Source organism: Citrobacter sp. CK189 (genome assembly GCF_030333505.1).
Lineage (GTDB): Bacteria > Pseudomonadota > Gammaproteobacteria > Enterobacterales > Enterobacteriaceae > Citrobacter_B > Citrobacter_B koseri.
Genome location: NZ_JAOWFV010000040.1, coordinates 501,490 through 526,003, shown reverse-complemented (window position 1 = coordinate 526,003; position 24,514 = coordinate 501,490). Strand labels below are relative to the sequence as shown.

20 protein-coding genes are annotated in these 24,514 nt (G+C 54.1%); 7 read left to right on the top strand and 13 right to left on the bottom strand.

Going from position 1 to position 24,514, the window contains the following annotated elements; genetic code table 11:
• Window positions 1-90 precede the first annotated feature (90 nt).
• The 5 genes from OGV83_RS20790 to OGV83_RS20770 all read right to left on the bottom strand — a co-directional run bounded on the left by OGV83_RS20790 (window position 91) and on the right by OGV83_RS20770 (window position 4,899).
• Complete coding sequence (locus tag OGV83_RS20790; RefSeq protein ID WP_024130715.1) at window positions 91-1,422, bottom strand: MFS transporter; 1,332 nt, start codon at window positions 1,420-1,422, stop codon at window positions 91-93.
• Between the two features lie 117 nt (window positions 1,423-1,539).
• Entirely contained in the window at window positions 1,540-1,827 is a 288-nt protein-coding gene (gene fixX, locus OGV83_RS20785; RefSeq protein WP_071257541.1) for a ferredoxin-like protein FixX, read from the bottom strand.
• Window positions 1,824-3,110, bottom strand: coding sequence for an FAD-dependent oxidoreductase (locus OGV83_RS20780; RefSeq protein ID WP_071257539.1), 1,287 nt, complete (start codon window positions 3,108-3,110; stop codon window positions 1,824-1,826). Before OGV83_RS20780 ends, fixX begins: the two co-directional genes overlap by 4 nt.
• 61 nt (window positions 3,111-3,171) lie before the next feature.
• Window positions 3,172-4,113 (bottom strand): electron transfer flavoprotein subunit alpha/FixB family protein, encoded by a 942-nt coding sequence (locus OGV83_RS20775; protein WP_104867784.1) that lies wholly within the window; start codon window positions 4,111-4,113, stop codon window positions 3,172-3,174.
• 15 nt (window positions 4,114-4,128) lie between these two features.
• A complete protein-coding gene (locus OGV83_RS20770) occupies window positions 4,129-4,899 on the bottom strand; it encodes an electron transfer flavoprotein FixA (RefSeq protein ID WP_110123689.1) in 771 nt (256 codons plus the stop codon).
• A 480-nt stretch (window positions 4,900-5,379) separates the two neighbouring features.
• Between OGV83_RS20770 and caiT the strand changes: the two genes are divergently transcribed.
• The 6 genes from caiT (at window position 5,380) to caiE (ending at window position 12,749) form a co-directional block, all read left to right on the top strand.
• On the top strand, window positions 5,380-6,897 hold the full coding sequence (gene caiT, locus OGV83_RS20765) for an L-carnitine/gamma-butyrobetaine antiporter (protein ID WP_012134129.1): 1,518 nt from the start codon (window positions 5,380-5,382) through the stop codon (window positions 6,895-6,897).
• 33 nt (window positions 6,898-6,930) lie between these two features.
• Complete coding sequence (caiA, locus tag OGV83_RS20760; RefSeq protein WP_012134130.1) at window positions 6,931-8,073, top strand: crotonobetainyl-CoA dehydrogenase; 1,143 nt, start codon at window positions 6,931-6,933, stop codon at window positions 8,071-8,073.
• A gap of 323 nt (window positions 8,074-8,396) precedes the next feature.
• On the top strand, window positions 8,397-9,614 hold the full coding sequence (gene caiB, locus OGV83_RS20755; protein ID WP_024130718.1) for an L-carnitine CoA-transferase: 1,218 nt from the start codon (window positions 8,397-8,399) through the stop codon (window positions 9,612-9,614).
• A gap of 65 nt (window positions 9,615-9,679) precedes the next feature.
• Window positions 9,680-11,233 (top strand): crotonobetaine/carnitine-CoA ligase, encoded by a 1,554-nt coding sequence (gene caiC / locus OGV83_RS20750; RefSeq protein ID WP_115626343.1) that lies wholly within the window; start codon window positions 9,680-9,682, stop codon window positions 11,231-11,233.
• Between the two features lie 40 nt (window positions 11,234-11,273).
• A complete protein-coding gene (caiD, locus tag OGV83_RS20745; RefSeq protein ID WP_286464530.1) occupies window positions 11,274-12,059 on the top strand; it encodes a crotonobetainyl-CoA hydratase in 786 nt (261 codons plus the stop codon).
• Between the two features lie 96 nt (window positions 12,060-12,155).
• Window positions 12,156-12,749, top strand: a complete 594-nt coding sequence (gene caiE, locus OGV83_RS20740; protein WP_047459010.1) for a carnitine operon protein CaiE — start codon at window positions 12,156-12,158, stop codon at window positions 12,747-12,749.
• Window positions 12,750-12,833: 84 nt separating this feature from the next.
• Here the strand turns inward: caiE and caiF are convergent, their stop codons facing one another.
• The 5 genes from caiF to OGV83_RS20715 form a co-directional block, all read right to left on the bottom strand.
• A complete protein-coding gene (gene caiF / locus OGV83_RS20735) occupies window positions 12,834-13,226 on the bottom strand; it encodes a carnitine metabolism transcriptional regulator CaiF (RefSeq protein WP_286464528.1) in 393 nt (130 codons plus the stop codon).
• Between the two features lie 258 nt (window positions 13,227-13,484).
• Window positions 13,485-16,709: a carbamoyl-phosphate synthase large subunit gene (carB, locus tag OGV83_RS20730; protein ID WP_012134136.1), complete on the bottom strand. Its 3,225-nt coding sequence runs from the start codon at window positions 16,707-16,709 to the stop codon at window positions 13,485-13,487.
• An 18-nt stretch (window positions 16,710-16,727) separates the two neighbouring features.
• A complete protein-coding gene (gene carA, locus OGV83_RS20725) occupies window positions 16,728-17,876 on the bottom strand; it encodes a glutamine-hydrolyzing carbamoyl-phosphate synthase small subunit (RefSeq protein WP_024130719.1) in 1,149 nt (382 codons plus the stop codon).
• A gap of 456 nt (window positions 17,877-18,332) precedes the next feature.
• Window positions 18,333-19,154 carry a 4-hydroxy-tetrahydrodipicolinate reductase gene (dapB, locus tag OGV83_RS20720; protein ID WP_286464526.1) on the bottom strand — a complete coding sequence of 274 codons (822 nt, stop codon included), beginning with the start codon at window positions 19,152-19,154 and terminating at the stop codon, window positions 18,333-18,335.
• A gap of 186 nt (window positions 19,155-19,340) precedes the next feature.
• On the bottom strand, window positions 19,341-19,970 hold the full coding sequence (locus OGV83_RS20715) for an alanyl-tRNA editing protein (protein WP_200076034.1): 630 nt from the start codon (window positions 19,968-19,970) through the stop codon (window positions 19,341-19,343).
• A gap of 90 nt (window positions 19,971-20,060) precedes the next feature.
• On the opposite strand from OGV83_RS20715, the gene OGV83_RS20710 reads away from it, so the two are divergent.
• Window positions 20,061-20,960: a LysR family transcriptional regulator gene (locus tag OGV83_RS20710; RefSeq protein ID WP_012134142.1), complete on the top strand. Its 900-nt coding sequence runs from the start codon at window positions 20,061-20,063 to the stop codon at window positions 20,958-20,960.
• Here OGV83_RS20710 and rihC read toward each other — a convergent pair.
• The 3 genes from rihC to OGV83_RS20695 all read right to left on the bottom strand — a co-directional run bounded on the left by rihC (window position 20,957) and on the right by OGV83_RS20695 (window position 24,275).
• On the bottom strand, window positions 20,957-21,871 hold the full coding sequence (rihC, locus tag OGV83_RS20705) for a ribonucleoside hydrolase RihC (protein WP_110494694.1): 915 nt from the start codon (window positions 21,869-21,871) through the stop codon (window positions 20,957-20,959). The genes OGV83_RS20710 and rihC overlap by 4 nt on opposite strands.
• 148 nt (window positions 21,872-22,019) lie before the next feature.
• Window positions 22,020-22,883, bottom strand: coding sequence for a fumarylacetoacetate hydrolase family protein (locus tag OGV83_RS20700; protein ID WP_024130722.1), 864 nt, complete (start codon window positions 22,881-22,883; stop codon window positions 22,020-22,022).
• A 24-nt stretch (window positions 22,884-22,907) separates the two neighbouring features.
• A complete protein-coding gene (locus OGV83_RS20695) occupies window positions 22,908-24,275 on the bottom strand; it encodes a 2-hydroxycarboxylate transporter family protein (RefSeq protein WP_012134145.1) in 1,368 nt (455 codons plus the stop codon).
• Between the last annotated feature and the right edge of the window lie 239 nt (window positions 24,276-24,514).

Genomic DNA, 24,514 nt, shown 5'->3' with positions numbered 1-24,514 from the left:
GCTTTTCAGTCATTTTCAGTGGTATACCCATTAACTATAGACTAACTGACTGACCTTAAAAGAAAATACAGAACACTCTGAAGATATCCCCTAGCACAGAGGCTTGTTGCGAATCGTCATACTGCTCGTCTGGGCAAGCGTCAGTCCACGCGTCTCCGGCGCAAAAGCGATGGAAATAAGCAGACCGATAAGTGAAATTCCCGCCCCCATCAGCATGACGTAGCTGATCCCATATCTGGTGATGAAGATCGGCAGCGCCCACGTTGAAAGGATGGTGCCAATTCGGCTCAGAGACATAATGACGCCCACGGCAGACGCGCGAATATCCGTCGGGAACAGCTCATTCGGGTAGAGCCACTGAAGGTTCCCCGGGCCGCCGGAGAAAAAGGCGTACACCGCAAAGGCCGCAACCACCAGCCAGATCCCCATTTCTGGGATCAACCCCAGCACAGCCAGCGCCAGCGTCATCATAACAAAGCTGCCGATCAGCAATGGCCGTCGCCCTATGCTGTTCAGCCAGTACATCGGCGGAATACAGCCCAGCATAAAGAACAAACTGATCACCACATTGCCCAGCGCCGCGCTTTTCCCGACGCCCAGCCCCAGCAGGCCGACAATCTGCGGGCCAAAGGTATAGATGGCGAACATCGGGATGACCTGGCAGGTCCAGATGGCGGCGACAAACAAAACAAACGGGAAGTGACGGCGATTAAACAGCTGTAAGAAGCGCGTCTCCTGGGGCGGTTCTTCATCAAACGCCACCGGTTCGCCAAACAGTTTAATCATCATCTCCTCGCACTCTTTCACCCGCCCCTTACGCAACAGCCAGCGCGGTGATTCGGGAAGATCGAAGCGCCCGATCAGGATCATAATGCAGGGAATTGCCGCACTCCCCAGCATCCAGCGCCATCCGCCCGCCACATCGTACAACCAGTAGCCGACCAGATCGGCGCAGGTGGCGCCGACGTACCACATCGCGGCAATAAAACTGATCGAGAAGGCGCGCTGGCGGGTGTTGGAAAACTCGGTAATCATCGAGGTGGCGATAGGATAATCCGCGCCAATCACCACCCCAATCAGCACGCGCATAACGAGCAACTCCATCGGCGATGAGACAAACATCGTCGCTACCGATATCACCCCAATGGCGATGATATCGATGAGGAACATTTTACGTCGCCCCACTTTGTCTGAGATATAGCCGAACAGCGACGTACCGACAAACAGCCCGGCCAGCGTGCCTGCCCCCAGTAACCCCAGCCACTGCGCATCCAGCTTCAGCGCAGGCGTGAGCTGCTCCAGCGCCACGCCAATCATGACCAGTACGTAACCGTCCAGGAACGGCCCGCCGCTTCCCCACAGCATAATTCTGCGGTGAATAGAGGAGAATTTAATGTCGTCAAAGTTCCTGGGCTGCTGCATAGCCGCGTCCTGTTTTGTTTTCACTTGATGCCTGATGGCGCTACGCTTATCAGGCCTACGAATCACGTATTTTGTAGGCCGGATAAGACGCATCAGCGACGCCATCCGGCATCAACCTCAGCCGTAGCGAAATTCCACGCCAAAGGTGCCGCGCGGGTATTCCCATTTCTCCAGCGCCGTCCCCAACCCGAGAATTCGACAGGTGCCGCACTCCAGGCACCCGGCGTAATCAAAACGTACGCTGCCGTCGTCCTGCTGTTTATACAACCCGGCCGGACACGCCTTGATCAGCACCTCCAGCGCCTGCTTATCCGGTTCGGTTTTCAGGATGATGTGCGGATTGTCTTCATCCACATTGAATTTATTGACGCCCAGTTTGACGTCCACATTGACGGGAGAAGTCATAATACGGTCACTCCTTTGATGCCATCCTTCATCAGGTTGATGAAGCCCACTTTCTTCGCGTGGCGCAGGATTTTTTTACGCACAGGGACGGGAGCGCTGCCATCGACGGTAAACAGATCGCGGGCAATGCCCACCACCATTTCAGGGTAGCGTGTGAACATACGCGGGTTGTCCAGAAACGCCGGTAAGCGCTGGTACATACGCATATCCCGCATCGGCCCGTTGTCGAGATGCTGTCGATATTCCGCCAGCCCCTGTCGGCTGAAATCGTTGCTCTGCATGGCCGAAAGTACGGTCTTCGCCGCCGCTTCCCCTGCCGCGACGGCCAGGTCCATACCGCGAATCGTAAAACCGAGGTTCATACACATACCGGCGGCGTCACCGGCAATCAGCACGCCGTCGCCCACCAGCTCCGGCTGCATATTCATTCCCGCTTCCGGGACGACGTGCGCGGCGTACTCCAGCAGTTTTCCGCCCGCAATCAGCGGCGCCACCGCCGGATGCTGTTTAAAATCTTCCAGCATTTGTGGAACCGACTTTTTCGCCTCTTTCAGATGATGCAGACCGCAAACCAGCCCCAAAGAGAGGGTCGTTTTATTGGTATAGAGGAAGCCGCCGCCCATCAGACCGTCGGTCGGAGAACCGGCAAACAGACAGGCTGCGCCTTCATTTCCCTGTAATCCGAAGCGATCCACAATGACCGATTCAGGCAACTCAATTAACTCTTTTACGCCTACCGCGACATGGGCGGCATCTACACGTTTCGCCATTCCCAGTTTTTCCGCCAACAGCGAGTTCACGCCATCAGCGAGAATGACCGTTTTCGCTTCAATAACGTCGCCATCCGCCTCAACGCCCACCACTTTGCCGTCGCGCTGAACAAGATTATCCACGCGGATGCCGGTTATCAGCTGCGCGCCCGCCTCTTCAGCCTGTTCCATCAGCCAGGCGTCAAATTTGCTGCGTAAGACGGAATAAGAAACCTGCGAAGGCGCGGCATCCTCGCCATTGACGTAATCCACCGCCATCGCCCCTTTTTCGGTCATAAAAGCGAGTTTTTCATGGGTGATCACGCGTTCAACCGGGGCATGTTCAGCAAAACCGGGGATAATGCGCTCCAGACTGTGCGCGTAGATGCGCCCGCCGGTGACATTCTTCGCGCCAGCGGAATTGCCGCGCTCAATAACCAGCACCTGCGCCCCTTCGCGGGCGAGCACCAGCGCCGCGACGGAACCCGCCAGTCCGGCCCCCACGATGATGGCATCAAAGATATCTTCGGACATAAGAACTCCAGATTTACCTGTCAGCGGCAGGGCCGATACCCACAGGCCCTGCCCGAGTGGATCAGCGTGCTAAAGCGCTCGTAAGCGCAGGCAGAATCTTCATCACATCGCCGACAATGCCGTAATCAGCGTATTGAAATATCGGCGCATTTTTATCTTTGTTGATGGCGCAGATGGTTTGTGAACCGTTCGCGCCCACCATGTGCTGGATCTGCCCGGAAATGCCCACCGCGAGGTAAAGCTCTGGTTTAAGCATCAGGTTGGAGATGCCGACATAACGCTCGTGCTCCATCCATTTTTCGTTTTCCGCCACCGGACGAGAACACGCCAGTTCCGCGCCAATGGCCTGACACAGCGCCTGGGCCAGCGAGATATTCTCTTTGCTGCCGATGCCGCGCCCGACGCTAACCACCAGTCGCGCTTTATCAAGATCGACCGTGTTGCTCTGGCGCGCCTGCGTTGCGGTGCGCGTTACGACGACATCTGGCGACTGCCACTGCACGTCATGCGACTCGCCGTGGCGGGACGCGTCCGCCTGTTGCGCCTCGAACGTGCCGCTGCCGACGGTGATCACCGCATACGGTGATGTGATGGTCTCTTCGCCAATCGCCAGCCCGCCGTAGACCATATGCCGGACGGTCGCATGGCCCTCCTGCTGCGTTACCGCACTGGCGTCGTTAGAGACGGCCGCCGCGAGACGAAATCCCAGCTTTGCCGCCAGCAGTTTGCCACGGCGGGTATTAGGCAGCAGCACCAGACCCGAATCCCCCTGCTGGCGAATCGTCTGCGCCATCACCCCGGCGTAATCTTCCACCATGCAGTCGTCCGGTTTACCGCGTAAATGCCAGATGTGATTCGCCCCCAGCTGGCGTGCCGTCTCGCCCTCGGCGTCGTGCTGCACAAACGCATGAATCTGCTCGCCTGAAGCCAGTGCGCCGCTCATCAGTTCCGGCAGACGAGAAGGGGTATCGCTGAATACCCAGACATGAGAAAACGTGTTCATAATATCCCCCGGTAATTAAATGATTTTGCGCAGATGTTCGGCGAACGCGGCGATCTGTTCTTCACCATCGCCTTCAATAACGATGCGCTGACGCTCGCGTTGTTTCGGTGCGGCGACCTTCTGGACGGAGTACGCGTCTGGCGCACTGAAACCAATATCCGCCGCAGACCAGACCTGCACCGGTTTTTTTGCCGCGCCCAGAATCGCTTTCATCGACGGGATCTGCGGAGAGTTAATGTCTGTGGAGACCGCCACCACCGCAGGCAGGGGAATACTCAGGGTTTCAATTTCATCTTCCAGTTCACGCTCAACGGTAAGCGCACTTTCCGTCAGGGAGAGGATTTTGCTCACGCCGTTGATGGCCGGAATGTTCAGCGTTTCACCCACCAGCAGGCTGACCTGCTGGGCATAAAGGTCGGAGGAACCGTCGCCGCAAACGATCAGATCAAAGCCCGATTTTTGCGCGGCGGCGGCAAGCGCTGCGGCGGTGCGTTGCGGCAAAGCCTGTTCAAACTGGTCGTCTATCACCACGACCAGTTCATCTGGCCCACGGGAGAGCACATCTTTACGCCCTTTGGCGTTGGTCAGCGCCTTGCCGCCTACGCTCATGGCAATCACCTGGGCATCGCTTGCCTGCTGCTTTAACTGGCAGGCAGCTTCAATCGCATTCAGATCGTACTGACTGATTTTGGCATCCGCTTTGCTGATATCTAATGAACCATCGGCATTATTGATCGCAATATCCTGCTCATCAGGCACGCACTTGTAACAAGTAATTATCTTCATTGCATCTCCAGAAATCATGAAGGAAACGTCATCCATATCGGCGGTGTTAAATACAGATATCACGCTCTTTAATTCGGAAATAAAACTTTAATCACCAATATTGAAAATGTCACACGCTGATATTTACAACTTTCAATATTGTTAAGCACCTCACTAATATTGAACAGCCCCCGTAGAACATAAAAATTTTCAATATTGTTTGATGGATCACCAATATTGAATGAGAGATGCACGCAATTCGACCAAAACTCAACGCATCCAATTGTTTTGTATTAATTTTATTTGAAAATCAGGGTCAAAAACACCAGACAAAAAAGTGTGATAAACATAACAGATTACCGCAAAATGAATACCCATTATGAGTTACTCGCCAAAGCGACTCTGAGGTCTAACTGTCATCAGATTATTACTAAGAAAAATAAACAAAATATAACAAACGGGAACGTAACATAAATTTCGTTTTGACACTGGAATTGACTCATGAAAAATGAAAAGAGAAAGTCCGGGATTGAACCTAAGGTTTTTTTCCCGCCGTTAATAATTGTAGGGATACTTTGTTGGCTAACCGTCAGAGATCTCGACGCTGCGAATATTGTTATTAATGCCGTCTTCAGTTATGTCACAAATATCTGGGGTTGGGCATTTGAATGGTACATGGTGGTGATGCTTTTTGGCTGGTTCTGGCTGGTCTTCGGCCCTTACGCTAAAAAAAGATTAGGTGATGAGCCGCCGGAATTCAGCACCGCCAGCTGGATTTTCATGATGTTCGCCTCCTGCACTTCCGCCGCCGTGCTGTTCTGGGGCTCAATCGAAATTTATTATTACATCTCGACGCCGCCCTTTGCTCTGGCACCTGGCTCCAACGGCGCCAAAGAGATCGGCCTCGCCTACAGCCTGTTTCACTGGGGGCCGTTACCGTGGGCGACTTACAGCTTCCTCTCCGTCGCGTTCGCCTACTTCTTTTTTGTTCGCAAAATGGACGTGATTCGTCCCAGCTCGACGCTGGTACCTTTAGTGGGCGAGAAACACGCGAAAGGGTTATTCGGTACTATTGTCGATAACTTCTATCTGGTGGCGCTGATCTTCGCGATGGGCACCAGCCTCGGCCTGGCGACGCCGCTGGTGACAGAGTGTATGCAGTATCTGTTCGGCATCCCTCATACGCTGGAACTGGACGCCATCATCATTACCTGCTGGATCGTTCTGAACGCCATTTGCGTGGCCTGCGGCCTGCAAAAAGGGGTGAAAATCGCCAGTGACGTGCGTAGCTATCTCAGCTTCCTGATGCTCGGCTGGGTGTTTATCGTCAGCGGCGCCAGCTTCATCATGAACTACTTCACCGATTCCGTCGGTATGCTGTTGATGTATCTGCCACGCATGTTGTTCTACACCGATGCGATCGGCAAAGGCGGCTTCCCGCAGGGCTGGACCGTTTTCTACTGGGCATGGTGGGTCATTTACGCCATCCAGATGAGTATCTTCCTCGCGCGTATTTCCCGCGGCCGTACCGTGCGCGAACTGTGCTTTGGGATGGTGCTCGGCCTGACCGCCTCCACCTGGATTCTGTGGACCGTTCTTGGCAGCAACACCCTGCTGCTGATGGATAAAAATATCCTCAATATTCCACAACTTATCGAACAGCACGGCGTGGCGCGCGCCATCATCGAAACCTGGGCCGCACTGCCATTCAGCACGGCTACGATGTGGGGATTCTTCATCCTCTGCTTTATCGCTACCGTCACGCTGATTAACGCCTGCTCCTACACGCTGGCCATGTCCACCTGCCGCGAAGTGCGCGACGGTGAAGAGCCGCCGCTGCTGGTACGTATCGGCTGGTCGGTGCTGGTTGGCGTTATCGGCATCGTCCTGTTAGCGCTCGGCGGGTTAAAACCCATTCAAACCGCGATTATCGCCGGAGGATGCCCGCTGTTCTTCGTCAACATCATGGTAACGCTCTCCTTTATCAAAGACGCCAAAGTGCACTGGAAAGATAAATAAACTCAATAAACTCCTTAAAAATGAGGCTGGAAGATGGATTTTAATTTGAATGACGAGCAGGAACTGTTTGTCGCCGGTATTCGTGAACTGATGGCCAGTGAGAACTGGGAAGCCTACTTTGCCGAGTGCGATCGCGACAGCGTCTACCCGGAACGTTTTGTGAAAGCGCTGGCGGATATGGGCATCGACAGCCTGTTGATCCCGGAAGAACACGGCGGGCTGGAAGCCGGTTTCGTCACCGTTGCCGCCGTATGGATGGAACTGGGGCGTCTGGGCGCGCCAACTTACGTGTTGTACCAATTGCCGGGAGGTTTTAACACTTTCCTGCGTGAAGGGACCCAGGAGCAAATTGATAAAATCATGGCGTTCCAGGGAACCGGCAAGCAGATGTGGAACTCGGCGATCACCGAACCGGGAGCGGGATCGGATGTTGGCAGTTTAAAAACTACCTATACCCGTAAAAATGGTAAGGTTTATCTTAACGGCAGCAAGTGTTTCATCACCAGTAGCGCCTACACCCCCTACATCGTGGTGATGGCACGGGACGGCGCCTCCCCGGACAAACCGATTTATACCGAATGGTTTGTCGATATGAGCAAACCCGGCATCAAGGTTAACAAACTTGAGAAGCTCGGCCTGCGCATGGACAGCTGCTGTGAAATCAATTTTGACGATGTTGAGCTGGACGAAAAAGACATGTTCGGCCGGGAAGGTAATGGCTTTAACCGCGTAAAAGAAGAGTTCGACCACGAACGTTTTCTGGTGGCTTTAACCAACTACGGTACGGCGATGTGCGCGTTCGAAGACGCTGCGCGTTACGCCAATCAGCGCGTGCAGTTTGGCGAGACGATCGGCCGCTTCCAGCTGATTCAGGAGAAGTTCGCGCATATGGCGATCAAATTAAACTCCATGAAAAACATGCTGCTGGAAGCCGCGTGGAAAGCGGATAACGGCACCATCACCTCGGGCGATGCCGCGATGTGTAAATACTTCTGCGCCAACGCCGCGTTTGACGTGGTAGACAGCGCCATGCAGGTATTGGGCGGCGTCGGGATTGCGGGCAACCACCGCATTACGCGTTTCTGGCGTGACCTGCGCGTTGACCGCGTCTCCGGCGGCTCTGACGAAATGCAGATCCTGACGCTCGGCCGCGCCGTGCTGAAGCAATACCGTTAAACATTGCCCGGTGGCGGGCCTACAAACCATCCGGCAATTTGCCCGGTGGCGCTACGCTTACCGGGCCTACAAACCATCGTAGGCCGGATAAGGCGTTTATGCCGCCATCCGGCAATTTACCCGGTGGCACTGCGCTTACCGGGCCTACAAACATCGTAGGCCGGATAAGGCGTTTACGCCGCCATCCGGCAACATGCCCGGTGGCGCTGCGCTTGCCGGGCCTACAAACATCGTAGGCCGGATAAGGCGTTTACGCCGCCATCCGGCAATTTGCCCGGTGGCGCTGCGCTTACCGGGCCTACAAAAAATGCAGGAATTTATTTATGAACCGTTTACCGATGCCCACTTTCGGGCCGCTCGCCGGATTGCGGGTCGTGTTCTCCGGGATTGAAATCGCCGGGCCGTTCGCCGGACAAATGTTCGCAGAGTGGGGCGCGGAAGTGATCTGGATTGAAAACGTCGCCTGGGCCGATACCATTCGCGTCCAGCCGAACTATCCGCAGCTTTCACGCCGAAACTTGCATGCCCTCTCCCTTAACATCTTCAAAGATGAAGGTCGGGAAGCGTTTCTGAAACTCATGGAAACCACTGACATCTTCATCGAAGCCAGCAAAGGCCCGGCGTTTGCCCGTCGCGGAATTACCGATGACGTGCTGTGGGAACACAACCCCAAACTGGTGATCGCCCACCTTTCCGGTTTCGGCCAGTACGGCACGGAGGAGTACACCAACCTCCCGGCTTACAACACCATCGCCCAGGCCTTTAGCGGCTACCTGATTCAGAACGGTGATGTCGATCAACCCATGCCCGCGTTCCCGTATACGGCGGACTATTTTTCCGGGATGACCGCCACCACCGCCGCGCTGGCGGCTTTGCACAGAGTGCGTGAAACCGGCAAAGGCGAAAGCATTGATGTGGCGATGTATGAAGTAATGCTGCGCATGGGCCAGTACTTCATGATGGATTACTTCAACGGCGGCGAAATTTGCCCACGCATGACCAAAGGCAAAGACCCCTACTACGCCGGATGCGGGCTGTATAAATGCGCAGACGGTTACATCGTGATGGAGCTGGTCGGCATTACGCAGATCAACGAGTGCTTTAAGGATATCGGCCTGGCGCACATTCTGGGTACGCCAGAAGTGCCGGAAGGCACCCAGCTTATCCATCGCGTTGAGTGCCCTTACGGGCCGTTAGTCGAGGAAAAACTGGATGCGTGGCTGGCGACCCGTTCCATCGCCGACGTGCAGGCGCGTTTCGCCGAGCTGAATATCGCCTGCGCGAAAGTGCTGACCATTCCAGAACTGGAAAGCAACCCGCAGTACGTCGCCCGCGAATCCATTACCGAGTGGCACACGATGGATGGCCGCACCTGTAAAGGGCCAAACATCATGCCGAAATTCAAAAACAACCCAGGGAAAATCTGGCGTGGCATGCCGTCGCATGGCATGGACACCGCCGCCATTCTAAAAAACATCGGTTACAACGAAGCAGATATACAGGAACTGGTCAGCAAGGGTCTGGCCAAAGTTGAGGATTAAACGCAAAGCGCTAACCGGTTTATCCGGTTAGCGCGCATGCCTATTTTCGAACGGATAACAGTGCAATGGATATCGTTGGCGGACAAAACTTACGTCAGATGTGGGACGACCTGGCCGAGGTATACGGAAATAAAACGGCGCTTATTTTTGAATCCAGCGAAGGCGTTGTCCGGCAATTCAGCTACGCGTCGCTGAATGAAGAGATCAACCGCGCGGCGAACCTTTTCCTCGCCTCAGGCATTCAGAAAGGCGATAACGTCGCGCTGCATCTGGATAACTGCCCGGAGTTCTTTTTCTGCTGGTTTGGTCTGGCCAAAATTGGCGCCATCATGGTGCCGATCAATGCCAGGCTCCTGCGCGAAGAGAGCGCCTGGATTTTACAAAACAGCCGCGCGCAGCTCATCGTCACCAGCGCTGAATTTTATCCGATGTATCGCCAGATACTGCTTGAGGACGATACCCTGCTCAATCATATCTGTCTGATTGGCGAAAATGCGCCCATTGAAGATAACGTTAGCCATTTTTCTCAATTGAAAGACCAGCAGCCTGCCACATTGTGCTATGCGCCGCCGTTATCCACTGACGACACGGCGGAGATTCTGTTTACTTCTGGCACCACCTCGCGGCCCAAAGGCGTGGTCATTACCCATTACAACCTGCGTTTTGCGGGTTACTACTCCTCCTGGCAGTGTGCGCTGCGTGAAGATGACGTCTATCTGACGGTGATGCCCGCCTTTCATATTGACTGTCAGTGTACTGCGGCAATGGCGGCATTCTCCGCAGGCAGCACCTTTGTGCTGATCGAAAAATACAGCGCCCGCGCGTTCTGGGGACAGGTACGAAAGTATCGCGCCACTGTCACAGAATGTATTCCGATGATGATCAGGACGCTGATGGTGCAGCCCGCCTCCCCGGAAGAGAAGCAGCATTGTCTGCGCGAAGTGATGTTCTATCTCAACCTTTCCGTGCAGGAAAAAGACGCTTTTATTGCACGTTTCGGCGTCCGGCTGCTGACCTCTTACGGGATGACGGAAACCATTGTCGGCATTATTGGCGATCGTCCCGGCGATAAACGACGCTGGCCATCTATTGGTCGCCCTGGATTTTGCTATGAGGCGGACATCCGCGATGAGCAGAACCGCTCGCTACCCGCCGGAGAAATCGGTGAAATCTGTATTAAAGGCGTGCCGGGAAAAACCCTCTTTAAAGAGTATTACGCCAGGCCGGAAGCCACCGCCAAAGCGCTGGAAGCCAACGGCTGGCTGCATACCGGTGATTCCGGCTATCGGGATGAGGAGGGATTTTTCTATTTCGTCGACAGGCGTTGCAACATGATTAAGCGCGGCGGCGAAAATGTCTCCTGCGTCGAACTGGAAAACATTATTTCGGCTCATCCCAAAATTCAGGACATCGTCGTTATTGGTATTCACGATTCGATCCGCGATGAAGCCATTAAAGCCTTTGTGGTGCTTAATGAAGGTGAAACATTAACGGAAGAGGAGTTTTTCGCTTTCTGTGAACAAAATATGGCGAAATTCAAAGTCCCCTCTTTTCTTGAGATAAGAAATGATCTGCCCCGAAACTGTTCAGGAAAAATAATTAAAAAGAACTTGAAATAAGCATTCTTACCCGTCCGATTTTAAATAATGGAGTGAAGATATGAGTGAATCATTACATTTGACCCGTCACGGCCCGATTCTGGAAATTACGCTGGATCGCCCGAAAGCGAATGCAATAGACGCAAAAACCAGTTTTGAGATGGGCGAAGTTTTTCTCAATTTCCGTGACGATCCCGAATTGCGTGTGGCGATCATCACCGGTGGCGGCGAAAAATTCTTCTCCGCAGGCTGGGATTTAAAAGCGGCGGCCGAAGGCGAAGCCCCGGACGCCGATTTTGGCCCCGGCGGGTTTGCCGGTTTAACCGAGATCTTTGACCTGGATAAACCGGTGATTGCCGCCGTTAACGGCTATGCCTTCGGCGGCGGGTTCGAACTGGCACTGGCGGCGGATTTTATCGTCTGCGCCGATAACGCCAGTTTCGCGCTGCCTGAAGCAAAGCTCGGCATTGTGCCTGACAGCGGCGGCGTGCTGCGCCTGCCTAAGCTGTTGCCGCCTGCTATCGTCAACGAAATGCTGATGACCGGCAGACGAATGGACGCAGAAGAAGCCTTGCGCTGGGGAATTGTGAACCGGGTTGTCAGCCAGCAAGCGTTAATGGACAGCGTCCGCGAACTGGCGCAACAGCTGGTGAACAGCGCGCCGTTGGCGATCGCCGCCCTCAAAGAGATCTACCGCGCAACCAGCGAAATGCCGGTGGAAGAAGGCTATCGCTACATTCGCAGCGGCGCATTGAAGCATTACCCGTCGGTACTGCACTCTGAAGATGCGATCGAAGGCCCGCAGGCGTTTGCCGAAAAACGCGATCCGGTCTGGAAAGGCCGCTAGCGCCGCGCTGCCGGATGGCGCTAACGCTTATCCGCCTACTGCCGTAGGTCGGATAAGGCGCAGCCGCCATCCGACAACAATCACGGAGGAATAACCATGAGCTATTACGCCTTTGAAGGCCTGATTCCGGTAGTACATCCAGAGGCGTACGTGCATCCCAGCGCCGTGTTGATTGGCGATGTCATCGTTGGTGCGGGCGTCTATATCGGCCCGCTTGCATCGCTGCGCGGCGACTATGGGCGTCTGATTCTTGAGGCGGGCGCTAACCTTCAGGATAGCTGCATCATGCACGGTTATTGCGATACCGACACCATCGTGCATGAAAACGGGCATATCGGGCACGGCGCAATCCTTCACGGCTGCGTGATTGGTCGTGATGCGTTGGTAGGCATGAACAGCGTAATCATGGATGGCGCAATCATCGGCGAAGAGAGTATCGTCGCCGCCATGAGTTTTGTAAAAGCGGGTTTTGTCGGCGCGCCCAGGCAGCTGCTGGTTGGTGCGCCTGCACGCGTCAAACGTGATGTCACGGATGAAGAGCTGCACTGGAAACGGCTCAACACGCAGGAATATCAGGATCTCGCGGTACGCTGTCGGGCATCGCTATGTGAAACGCAACCCTTAACCCAGGTCGAAAAGAACCGGCCGCGCCTGAAAGGCACGACGGAGGTGAAGCCAAAATCGGCGTAGCGCTTTGTGCCGGATGGCGCTGGCGCTTATCCGGCCTACGAGTCAACACACCGTTGCAGGCCGGATAAGGCATTTACGCCGACATTACCGACGCATACTTTTTGATAGCATCATCTGCCATTTCTGCTCGCGGTTTAGCTCCGTGGGCGGAACCGGCATTCGCGGGGTTCTCTCCGCTTTTACCATCTTCTCCTGCGCACTATGACCCAAACGCGCATAGAGCTGCGCGTCAATACGCTTAATACGCACCAGACGCTGGCACTGGCATCCTCGCCCTTCCAGCTGATTAGGGATCGTCCTGGTCTCGCACTCTATTTCCCCTACTTCAGAAAGAATATACGAAACCGTATTAATCGCTTTGCAATAATCCATATTAAATTGCTTCGCGATCTCTTTGGCGCTCACCCACCGGTTTTCTGCCATTACCCAATCAGCAATTAACAAATAAAGTGGTTTCTTAACATATTTTTCACTCATAAGCACACCATTTTACAAATTAAAAATCTTGCTACGGTTCGTTATGGCCTGAATATAAATAACGCCATTAACCATAAATAAATTGTGGATATAAGGGGATAGTATGCGACTTAATTGTTGATTAGTGTGAGCGAAATCGTGCTTGTTACATTGAAAACCACATCCAGGAAGCGTATGTGACCAGGAATGACCTTATGGCGTAAAAAAAGGTTCCTTTGCAGGAACCTTTTTATATCACCAGATAAATGCGTCTGCCGCTTACTTCGTAATTTGCGCGTGCATTTCCTGTACGGAGATCACCTTTTCAGTCGCATCGGCGTTCAGCGCCATCGTCGTGGCGAAGCCGCCGTTCAGGGTCGTGTCGTAATGCACTTTATACTGCAACGCGCTGCGGCGAATCAGTTTAGAGTCCTCAATCGCCTGACGACCTGCGGTGGTGTTGATGATGTAGGTGTATTCGCCATTCTTGATACGGTCCTGAATGTGCGGACGACCTTCATGCACCTTGTTGACCAGACGCGGGTTGATACCCGCCTCACCCAGCACAATCGCCGTACCGTGAGTCGCATCCAGTTCGAAGCCCTGTTTCAGCAGCTTCGCCGCCAGGTCCACCACGCGTTCTTTGTCGCCTTCACGAACGGAGAGCAGCGCACGGCCCGATTTCTTCATCGTCGAGCTGCTGCCAAGCTGCGCTTTGGCGAACGCTTCAGCGAAGGTGCGGCCGACGCCCATCACTTCCCCGGTAGAGCGCATTTCTGGCCCTAACAGCGGGTCAACGCCCGGGAATTTGTTGAACGGCAGCACCACTTCTTTCACCGAGTAGTACGGCGGGATGATTTCTTTCGTCACGCCCTGCTCGGTCAGCGATTTGCCCGCCATCACGCGCGCCGCCACTTTCGCCAGCGGTAAGCCGGTCGCTTTGGAGACGAACGGTACGGTACGCGCCGCACGCGGGTTCACTTCAATCAGGTAGACTTCGTTGTCTTTCACCGCGAACTGCACGTTCATCAGACCACGCACCTGCAACTCAAAGGCCAGCTTCTGCACCTGCTGGCGCATCACGTCCTGAATCTCTTTGCTTAACGTGTAGGCCGGCAGAGAACATGCGGAGTCACCGGAGTGCACGCCCGCCTGTTCGATGTGTTCCATGATGCCGCCAATCAGCACCATTTCACCGTCGCAGATAGCATCCACATCCACTTCCACCGCGTCATCAAGGAAGCGGTCCAGCAGTACCGGCGCATCGTTAGAGACGCTGACTGCGGTCTGGAAGTAACGACGCAGGTCAGCTTCGTCGTAAACGATTTCCATCGCGCGGCCACCCAGCACGTAGGACGGGCGAACCACCAGCGGATAGCCAATCTCTTTTGCCTTCTCAACGGCCTGTTCAATCGCCGTCACGGTGGCGTTAGCAGGCTGTTTCAGTTTCAGACGGTCAACCGCCTGCTGGAAGCGCTCACGGTCTTCCGCGCGGTCAATCGCATCCGGGCTGGTGCCGATAACCGGCACACCTGCCGCTTCCAGCGCGCGCGCCAGTTTCAGCGGAGTCTGGCCGCCGTACTGTACGATGACGCCTTTCGGTTTCTCGACGCGCACGATTTCCAGCACATCTTCCAGCGTGACCGGCTCGAAGTACAGGCGGTCGGAGGTGTCGTAGTCGGTGGAGACCGTTTCCGGGTTACAGTTGACCATAATGGTCTCGTAACCGTCTTCGCGCAGCGCCAGCGAGGCGTGTACGCAGCAGTAGTCAAATTCAATCCCCTGGCCGATACGGTTCGGGCCGCCGCCGAGCACCATGATTTTGTCGCGGTCCTGGTTCGGATTCGCTTCGCACTCATCTTCATAAGTGGAGTACATGTAGGCGGTGTCGGTAGCAAATTCCGCTGCACAGGTGTCCACGCGCTTGTAAACCGGGTGCAGGTTGAACTGGTCGCGCAGTTTGCGCACTTCCGCTTCGCGCACGCCCGCCAGTTTAGCCAGACGCGCATCGGCGAAGCCTTTGCGCTTCAGCATCCGCAGGAAGTCAGCGTCGAGGCCGGTGATGCCAAGCTCCGCCACTTTCTCTTCCAGACGAACCAGTTCCTCAATCTGCACCAGGAACCAGCGGTCGATGTTGGTCAGGTTAAAGACGCCATCGACAGACAGCCCCGCGCGGAACGCATCAGCGATGTACCAGATACGCTCGGCGCCCGCATCTTTCAGCTCGCGACGAATTTTGGTCAGCGCTTCCGGGTCATCCAGGCTGACTTTCGGGTCAAAACCGGCGGCGCCCACTTCCAGGCCGCGCAGCGCTTTCTGTAAGGATTCCTGCTGAGTGCGGCCAATCGCCATCACTTCGCCGACGGATTTCATCTGGGTGGTGAGACGGTCGTTGCTGCCCGCGAATTTTTCAAAGTTGAAGCGAGGAATTTTGGTGACAACGTAGTCGATGGACGGTTCGAACGATGCCGGGGTACGGCCACCGGTGATGTCGTTCATCAGTTCGTCGAGGGTGTAACCCACCGCCAGTTTTGCCGCCACTTTAGCAATCGGGAAGCCGGTGGCTTTTGACGCCAGCGCCGAGGAGCGGGAGACGCGCGGGTTCATTTCGATAACAATCAGACGACCGTTTTTCGGGTTCACCGCAAACTGAACGTTGGAACCGCCGGTTTCCACGCCGATTTCACGCAGTACCGCCATCGAGGCGTTACGCATGATTTGGTACTCTTTGTCCGTCAGCGTTTGCGCCGGAGCCACCGTGATGGAATCACCGGTGTGGATGCCCATCGCGTCAAAGTTCTCAATGGAGCAGACGATAATGCAGTTGTCGTTCTTATCACGCACCACTTCCATTTCGTACTCTTTCCAGCCAATCAGCGACTCATCTATCAGCAGTTCGTTGGTTGGGGAGAGATCCAGACCGCGCGCGCAAATTTCTTCGAACTCTTCGCGGTTGTAGGCAATACCGCCGCCGGTGCCGCCCATCGTAAAGGATGGACGGATAATGCACGGATAACCGACGTCAGCAGCAACAGCCAGCGCCTCTTCCATCGTATGCGCAATACCGGAGCGGGCAGTGTCGAGGCCGATTTTCTTCATCGCCACGTCGAAACGGCGGCGGTCTTCGGCTTTATCAATCGCATCGGCAGTGGCGCCAATCATGGTCACGCCGAACTCAGCCAGCACGCCCTGACGCTCCAGCTCCAGCGCGCAGTTCAGCGCCGTCTGACCGCCCATCGTCGGCAGCACCGCATCCGGGCGCTCTTTCTCAATAATTTTACGCACCACTTCCCAGTGAATCGGCTCGATGTAGGTCGCATCGGCCATTTCCGGGTCGGTCATGATGGTCGCGGGGTTAGAGTTCACCAGGATGACGCGATAACCTTCTTCACGCAGCGCTTTACACGCCTGGGCGCCAGAGTAGTCAAACTCACACGCCTGGCCGATAACAATCGGGCCCGCACCCAGAATCAGGATACTTTTTATGTCTGTACGTTTTGGCATGGCTCTGTTTACTCCTGATTATTTCGCGGACTGACGGTACTGCTCAATTAACTCGATAAAGTGGTCGAACAATGGCGCGGCATCATGCGGGCCAGGGCTCGCCTCAGGGTGCCCCTGGAAGCTGAACGCCGGTTTATCGGTACGATGAATCCCTTGCAGAGTGCCGTCGAACAGCGATTTGTGCGTCACTCGCAGATTTGCAGGCATAGAAGCCTCATCCACCGCAAAACCGTGGTTCTGCGCCGTAATCATCACGGTATTGTTATCGATATCTTTTACCGGATGGTTACCGCCGTGGTGGCCGAACTTCATCTTGATGGTTTTCGCGCCGCTCGCCAGCGCCAGCAGCTGATGGCCGAGGCAGATGCCGAAAACCGGAATATCGGTTTCGAGGAATGCCTGAATCGCCTCGATAGCATAGTCGCACGGCGCCGGATCGCCAGGGCCGTTAGAGAGGAAGATACCGTCCGGGTTCATCTTCAGCACCTCTTCGGCGGAGGTCTTCGCCGGAACCACCGTCAGGCGGCAGCCTCTGTCTACCAGCATACGCAGGATGTTGCGTTTCGCGCCGTAGTCGTAAGCCACAACGTGGAACGGCAGGTCAGTTTCTGATTTGGCTTCCGGCAGGTCGTCTGCAAGCGTCCAGCTTCCCTGCGTCCAGCTATAGGATTCAGCGGTGGTCACTTCTTTCGCCAGATCCATTCCGTTGAGGCCCGGGAAGGCTTTCGCTTTCTCCAGCGCCAGTGCCGCATCCGGGTTATCACCCGCAATAATGCAGCCGTTCTGTGCGCCCTTCTCACGCAGCAGGCGCGTCAGCTTACGGGTATCAATATCGGCAATCGCCACGATGTTATGGCGTTTCAGGTAAGAAGAGAGGTCTTCAGTATTGCGGAAGTTGCTGGCAATCAGCGGCAGATCGCGAATGACCAGACCTTGCGCATGAACCTGAGAGGATTCTTCATCGGCTTCATTGGTGCCGACATTACCGATATGAGGATAAGTAAGAGTGACAATTTGGCGGGAATAGGAAGGATCAGTGAGGATTTCTTGATAACCGGTCATTGAAGTATTGAAAACGACTTCCCCAACCGCCGAACCTGTTGCCCCTATGGCCCGACCGTGAAACTGGGTTCCGTCTTCCAGAACCAATAGCGCTGACTTAATCAAAACACCCTCCAGAGAATATTCACTCACTTTATTTGCATATTAATTCATTTGTATAACCTGAATCAATGCAAATCTGCTTACCCGTGGATTTCTGGCAAACGGCGGCATTCTGAAGATAAGGCGGGTAAAAGTCAACTTAAAGGCGGTATTTTTTGTATTGTTTTACGACTCAGGCAAGGATGTTCTGATTTAACAGGCAAAAAGATCAGCTAACTTGTCCTGGAAAACGCTTGCGTGGCTGAAAGAATGCATTATGAAACCAGAGAGAAGGAAAAAGTGGACCATTTGGTCAAAATTTACATAAAAGCAACAAATAAACAGAAGAAAACAGATAAATTCACGAGTTTAAATAAAAAATAGAAAGATAAAGTTAAAAATAATAGGGCAATAAATTATTGCCCTATGTAATCAACAAATTATGATTACCATAACCACATCACGAAGGGTAAAAACAAGCTATAAATTGTTTAAATCCAGCACATCTCGCATATCAAAAAGACCATTTGGCTTTGATTTTAGCCAGATAGCCGATCTGACCGCGCCATTCGCAAACGTCATACGGCTGGAGGCCTTATGCGTGATTTCAATACGTTCACCGATATCAGCAAACATCGCGGTATGTTCACCCACAATGTCGCCGGCACGAACCGTCGCAAAACCGATGGTGCCCGGCACGCGTTCGCCGGTATAACCTTCACGACTGTATACCGCGCACGCTTTCAGATCTTTGTCCAGCGCGTGGGCGATCGCTTCCCCCATCGCCAGCGCGGTGCCTGACGGCGCATCCACTTTATGGCGATGGTGCGCTTCGATAATTTCAATATCGGTATAGTCGCCCATCACTTTCGCCGCTTTCTCAAGTAGCTTCAGCATGACGTTAACACCGACGCTAAAGTTGGCGGCGAACACAATGCCGATATCCTGCGCGGCATTGCGAATGGCCTGCTTGCCTGCGTCATCAAATCCCGTCGTGCCAATGACGATGCCTTTACCGTGCTGACGGCAAAACGCCAGGTGCGCCAGCGTCCCTTCCGGGCGAGTGAAATCAATAAAGATGTCAAAATCATCTTTTACCGCTTCCAGGCTACTTTGCACGGTGACGCCCGTTTTCCCTGCGCCTGCTAATTCACCGGCATCGCTGCCCAGTAATGAAGAACCTTCCCGCTCCAGCGCCGCGCCGAGTTGAACGCCGTCCATCCCCAGGGCGGCCTGAATCAGCTGACGTCCCATGCGTCCCCCGGCTCCCGCGATGGCAACGCGGATTTGTGCATCATGCATAGCTATTCTCTTTTGTTAATTTTGCGTAAATCGTTTTCAGATTAACCAGCGCCACGCCGCGCCGCTAGCCAAAAACGTCGATAATTAGAATTTAATGATAAACAGGGAGAGATATCAGTAAAAGCTATATGCGGGAAAAGCGGGACACCGCAGGCAACTCTGCCTGCGATCAAGAGCAAATGGACGCTATTCAATGGAATAGTTAATGATGAGCTGCCCTTTCTTCATTTTGATCCCACCGATCGTTATACGACCAAGTTGGCCGAGCGAAGTGACATGTGTTCCTCCACAGAAGTACATCGGAAGTTCACCAAACCCCACTTTACGTCGCTCACCGTCAAACTCAATTCGGCGGGCACAATCCTTCGCCTGCCACTGCTCAATACACGCCAGCAGATTTTCAGCATCAGGAAGACGAGCATGTTCACCTGCTGAAAAGGTAATGCGCCCCTCACCCGGCCAGTGGTGCGCTTTCACTGGCGACCAACCCCATGTTTCTCCCGCACACCCGATAAGATGGCCTGCTGAATGCAGACGAGAGTTGAGCAAACGCGTCTGTGCATCGACTTTTAGCTGCACCATTCCCGCTGCAACAGGTTGCGGCAGAATATGTATAATTTGATTATCACGTAACATGATTCCGCAAACCGGAATATCCGCAATCCAGCCTTTGTCTGCGGGTTGCCCACCTCCCTGAGGGTGGAATAATGTTTTATCGAGCGTAACGGCATACAGGCCATCCATTTGTGGAGAGCACCCCGTCACACATGCCATACCTTCTGTATCATCGGTGTTGTAATAAAGACGTTCTGTCATATGTCCTCCTGTCGTGAAGGGCAGTATATTATTTATCCCGGAGCAGATAATCCGCCTGCCCGGCAATGAATCTTTGCCTGAGAAACACAAATGAATTTGACACTCCTTCCCGATCTGGCCACTTTTGTGTTGATTGTTGATCACGGTAGCTTTTCTGCCGCAGCGCGCGCAGCAGGTGTGACCCCATCAGCCATGAGCCGCAGCGTTTCACGCCTTGAACGCGAAACGGGCAGCCAGTTGTTGCATCGTTCAACACGTAAGCTGGCATTAAGTGAAACAGGAAAGATGGTGTATGAACATGCGAAAATGATGCTGGAAGCAGCGAGACAGGCCATTGATTCCGGGGGAAGCGTACAACACGTTCCTCAGGGAAAGATTACGCTCAGCGTACCCAAAGCCGTCGGACGCTTCGTTATTCATCCACTGATCCCGCAATTTCTTGAACGTTTTCCCCTGGTTGATGTTTGCCTGAGGCTCGAAGACCGCTATATGGATCTCATTGATGATGGCGTCGATCTGGCGCTGCAAATCACCAATACCCCCTCGCCCGGGTTGCATGGCAAGCCGTTAATGCCAATCACCCACATCCTCTGCGCCACGCCAGAGTATCTGCAAAAACAGGGGACACCGACGCACCCGGAAGATTTACGTCAGCACAGTTGCATTAGCCTCGGAGAGACGCCAACGGACTCACGCTGGAAATTTCGTAAACAAGGTAAGACAGAAGTCGTTCAAACAACGGGGCGCTATGCGGCTAATCATACGGGTGTAAGACTGGACGCAGTAAAGCGCCATCTGGGAATTGGCAGTCTCCCCGCATTCACGGCCAGAGAAGCGTTACAAGACGGCGAAATCATGCAGGTGTTGCCGGAGTGGACGTTCATCAGCAACTACTCCGGCGAGCTATGGCTTTTGTGGGCTGGAAACAAGCATATGCCGCTCAAAATACGGGCCATGATTGATTACCTTAGCCAACAACTAAAATCCTAGGGCGCCAGCGCCAGCACATCGGCGACCCACTGCTGGAAGCCAGCCACATCAATCTCCAGAGCCACCTGCACGTTAGGGCTTTTACCCAGCCGGCCTTCAATATCAACAACCGTTGTGCCTGCGGTGTATTCCCCCTGCGTCTCTACCGCGACAAAACAGGGTTTAACGGTGAACAGATCCGGGCGAACCAGCCAGGCGATGGCGCAGAGATCGTGCATACGCAGCCCGGTGTTCATGCTGCCGCTGCGGTAGTGGCTAAACAACGCATGCAGCATTTTTCCCGTCCGGTTAAGTTCGGGCAGTTTTGCCAGATAATCCGGTGCCAGCAGGGCCTGGTTGGTCACATCCAGCCCGCACATCACAATCTCTACCCCACTCTGGAAAACGCGGGAAGCGGCTTCCGGGTCGACGGCAATATTGAATTCGGCGTTCGGCGTAAAGTTCCCCCGCCCCGCAGAGCCGCCCATGATCACCAGACGACGAATGTTAAAAGCGCATTCCGGGTAGTGAGTCAGCAGCAGCGCAATATTGGTCAACGGGCCGATCGCGACCAGCGTGACGGGTTCCGGGGCGCTCATCAGGGCATCCCGAATGGCGATAAAGGCCGGTTTTGCCAGTGGCTGGCAATCATGGGCGACAAAGTCATAGCCTTCCATGCCCGACTCGCCGTGGACGTAAGCAGCATCGCGCAACGGGCGCAGCAGCGGCGTGGCGGCCCCCTGCGCCAGCGGGATATCCATGTTCCAGAAATGCAGCAGTTGCAGCGCGTTGCGGGTGGTTTTCTCTACGGAGACATTCCCCGCGACGGTGGTCATCAATTGCAGATCAAGCTGTGGGGCAAACAGGGCGGCGGCGATGGCGGCGGCATCGTCGATACCCGGATCGGTATCCAGAATAATGGGCAGGCGCATGTTTCCTCCATAAAAAGATGACAAGCTCCAGGGTTGGCATCCGATTATTGGCAAACCTTTTGCCGGTTGGCAAGCGACCGACCGACAAAAGGAGACGAAACAAAATTTGTCATTAATCCCATACGCCAAAACGTGTTGGCTCATCGTATTAATGCGCCGCCGCAAAGGCCTGTAGCGGGGCTTCCATAATGACATTACTCAGATGGCCAATGTGCTCAATCTCCACCTCAATACGATCGCCTTCCTGCATGAATAACGGCGGATTCCTCTTTTTCCCTACGCCGCCCGGCGAGCCCGTAATGATGACGTCCCCGGAATTAAGACGGGTGAAAGTGCTTATATACTCAATTAATTCAGCAACTTTATGGATCATACTGCTGGTGTTATCTTCCTGTACCATGCGGCCGTTGAGCCAGGTGCGGATCGCCAGCTGATGCGGGTCGGGAATTTCATCGGCAGTGACCATCCACGGGCCAAAAGCGCCGGTCTGCCGCCAGTTTTTCCCCGCAGTAAACCAGCTGTGCTGCCAGTCGCGTGCGGAGCCATCCATATAGCAGCTGTATCCGGCGACATGGTCAAGCGCATGGTCGCGGGAGATATTCTCGCCACCGTTACCGATGATCACCGCCAGCTCCCCCTCGTAATCAAACTCATGCGAATGGCGAGGCTTGAGTACCGGCATGTTGTGCCCGGTTTGCGAATCCGCAAAACGAACAAACAGCGTCGGCGCGGGGTCATGCTGATCGAACTCCTGGCGCTTTTCGGCGTAGTTCATGCCGACACAGAGTATTTTTTCCGGTCGCTCTATCACCGGTAAAAAGGTGATTGCATCCATTTTTAGATCGACCGGCGCCTGCGCGAAGCGCCGCGCCTGCTCCAGACCATCCCCCTGCAATAGCGCCTTCAGGTCCCGATACTGGTCGCCGATGCGGTTCCCCAAATCAATAACGCCTCCGGCAGTAACGATGCCATAGCTGCGAGTACCCTGATAAAGAAAGCTTGCGAGTTTCATAATTATCAATCCTGCATACTTCAATTAAATAAGAAAGTTACCCAGCACCAGCAGCGAAATGGAAACATTTATCGCCCCGCCGATACGCGTCGCAATTTGTGCGAATGGCATCAGGCTCATGCGGTTGCCTGCGGTTAAAATCGCTACGTCGCCCGTACCGCCTTGCCCACTCTGGCAGCAGGAGACAATGGCGACATCAATAGGATGCATACCGATTTTTTTACCGACAAAGAATCCTGTCGCGACCAGCGCAGCAACGGTACTGATAATGACCAGAAGATTGGTCAGGGTGAAGGCGTTCACCAGCTCCTCCCACGGCGTAATGGCTACGCCAACCGCGAACAGAATGGGGTAAGTCACTGAAGTCTGGAAGAATTTGTACACCACCTGCGAGCCTTCAAGAACGCGGGGCGATACGCCGTTAACTAACTTGACCAGCACTGCCACAAACAACATGCCAACCGGTGCGGGCAAGCCAATCAGCTTGTGCCCTAACATCCCCAGCATATAGAGCAGTATCGCCAGCAGCGCGCCTGCGGCAATCGTGGTCACATCCGTTTTGCCAGAGACGCCTTCCGCCAGTGACGGCGATTGTTCATCGGCATTCGCACGGTTTGGCATCAATTGACCTTCGCCGGTCAGATGCGGGAAGCGCTTGCCCAGTTGGTTCAGGCAGCCGGAGATGATAATGGCGGTCAGACTGCCCAGCATTACCATCGGTAAGATACGACCGAGCGCCACCCCTTGATCCATGTGTAACAGGGTCGCATAGCCGATTGAAAGCGGAATGGCGCCTTCGCCAACGCCGCCGGCCATGATGGGCAAAATAATAAAAAAGAAAATCTGAAAGGGTTCGAGGCCAAGCGCCAGGCCGACGCCCATACCAACAACCATGCCGACGATTTCACCGCATAACATTGGGAAGAAAATACGCAGAAAACCCTGAATCAGCACGGTGCGGTTCATACTCATAATACTGCCGACGATAATGCAGCAGATATAGAGATACAGGATGTTGGTAGATTTATAGAACTTGGTCGTCGACTCCACCACCACATCCGGCAGCAGGCCATAGTAAACTAACGCGGAAGGAATAAAGGTCGCGCAAATTGCGGCGGCCCCCAGTTTGCCGACGATGGGCAAACGCTTCCCAAACTCTCCGCAGGCAAAGCCAAAAAAAGCCAGCGTGGCGACCATCACGACAATATCGCTCGGCAGCTTCCCGCCCAGGCAATCAATCGCGATTAATGCGCCGGCCAACAAAAACATCGGTAATGGAATAATACCGATTTTCCATGTATCCATAATGTGCCACCAGCGTTCTTTAAGTGACAAACGCTGAATGTTTAACGGTTCATGAGTAACAGAGAAAGAATCATCAGTCGTGCTCATTATTAAGCCCTCGGTTATTTTTCAGGGTTAGTTTATGGGCTTCAATATTTACTTTGTGTGAGTACTGACGAATTCAAAAAGAAGTTTTAATGGTCTCTATAGTTTTAATGGTTTCTATTATTTTATGTGATTTATCTCTTATTTAACGCCGTGGTTTTTATGGTTTCTTTTCAGCGCGTATTTAAAGCAACGTTTGGTAACACCGTTGCACCTGCGCGCTGCCTACCGCAATATATTCT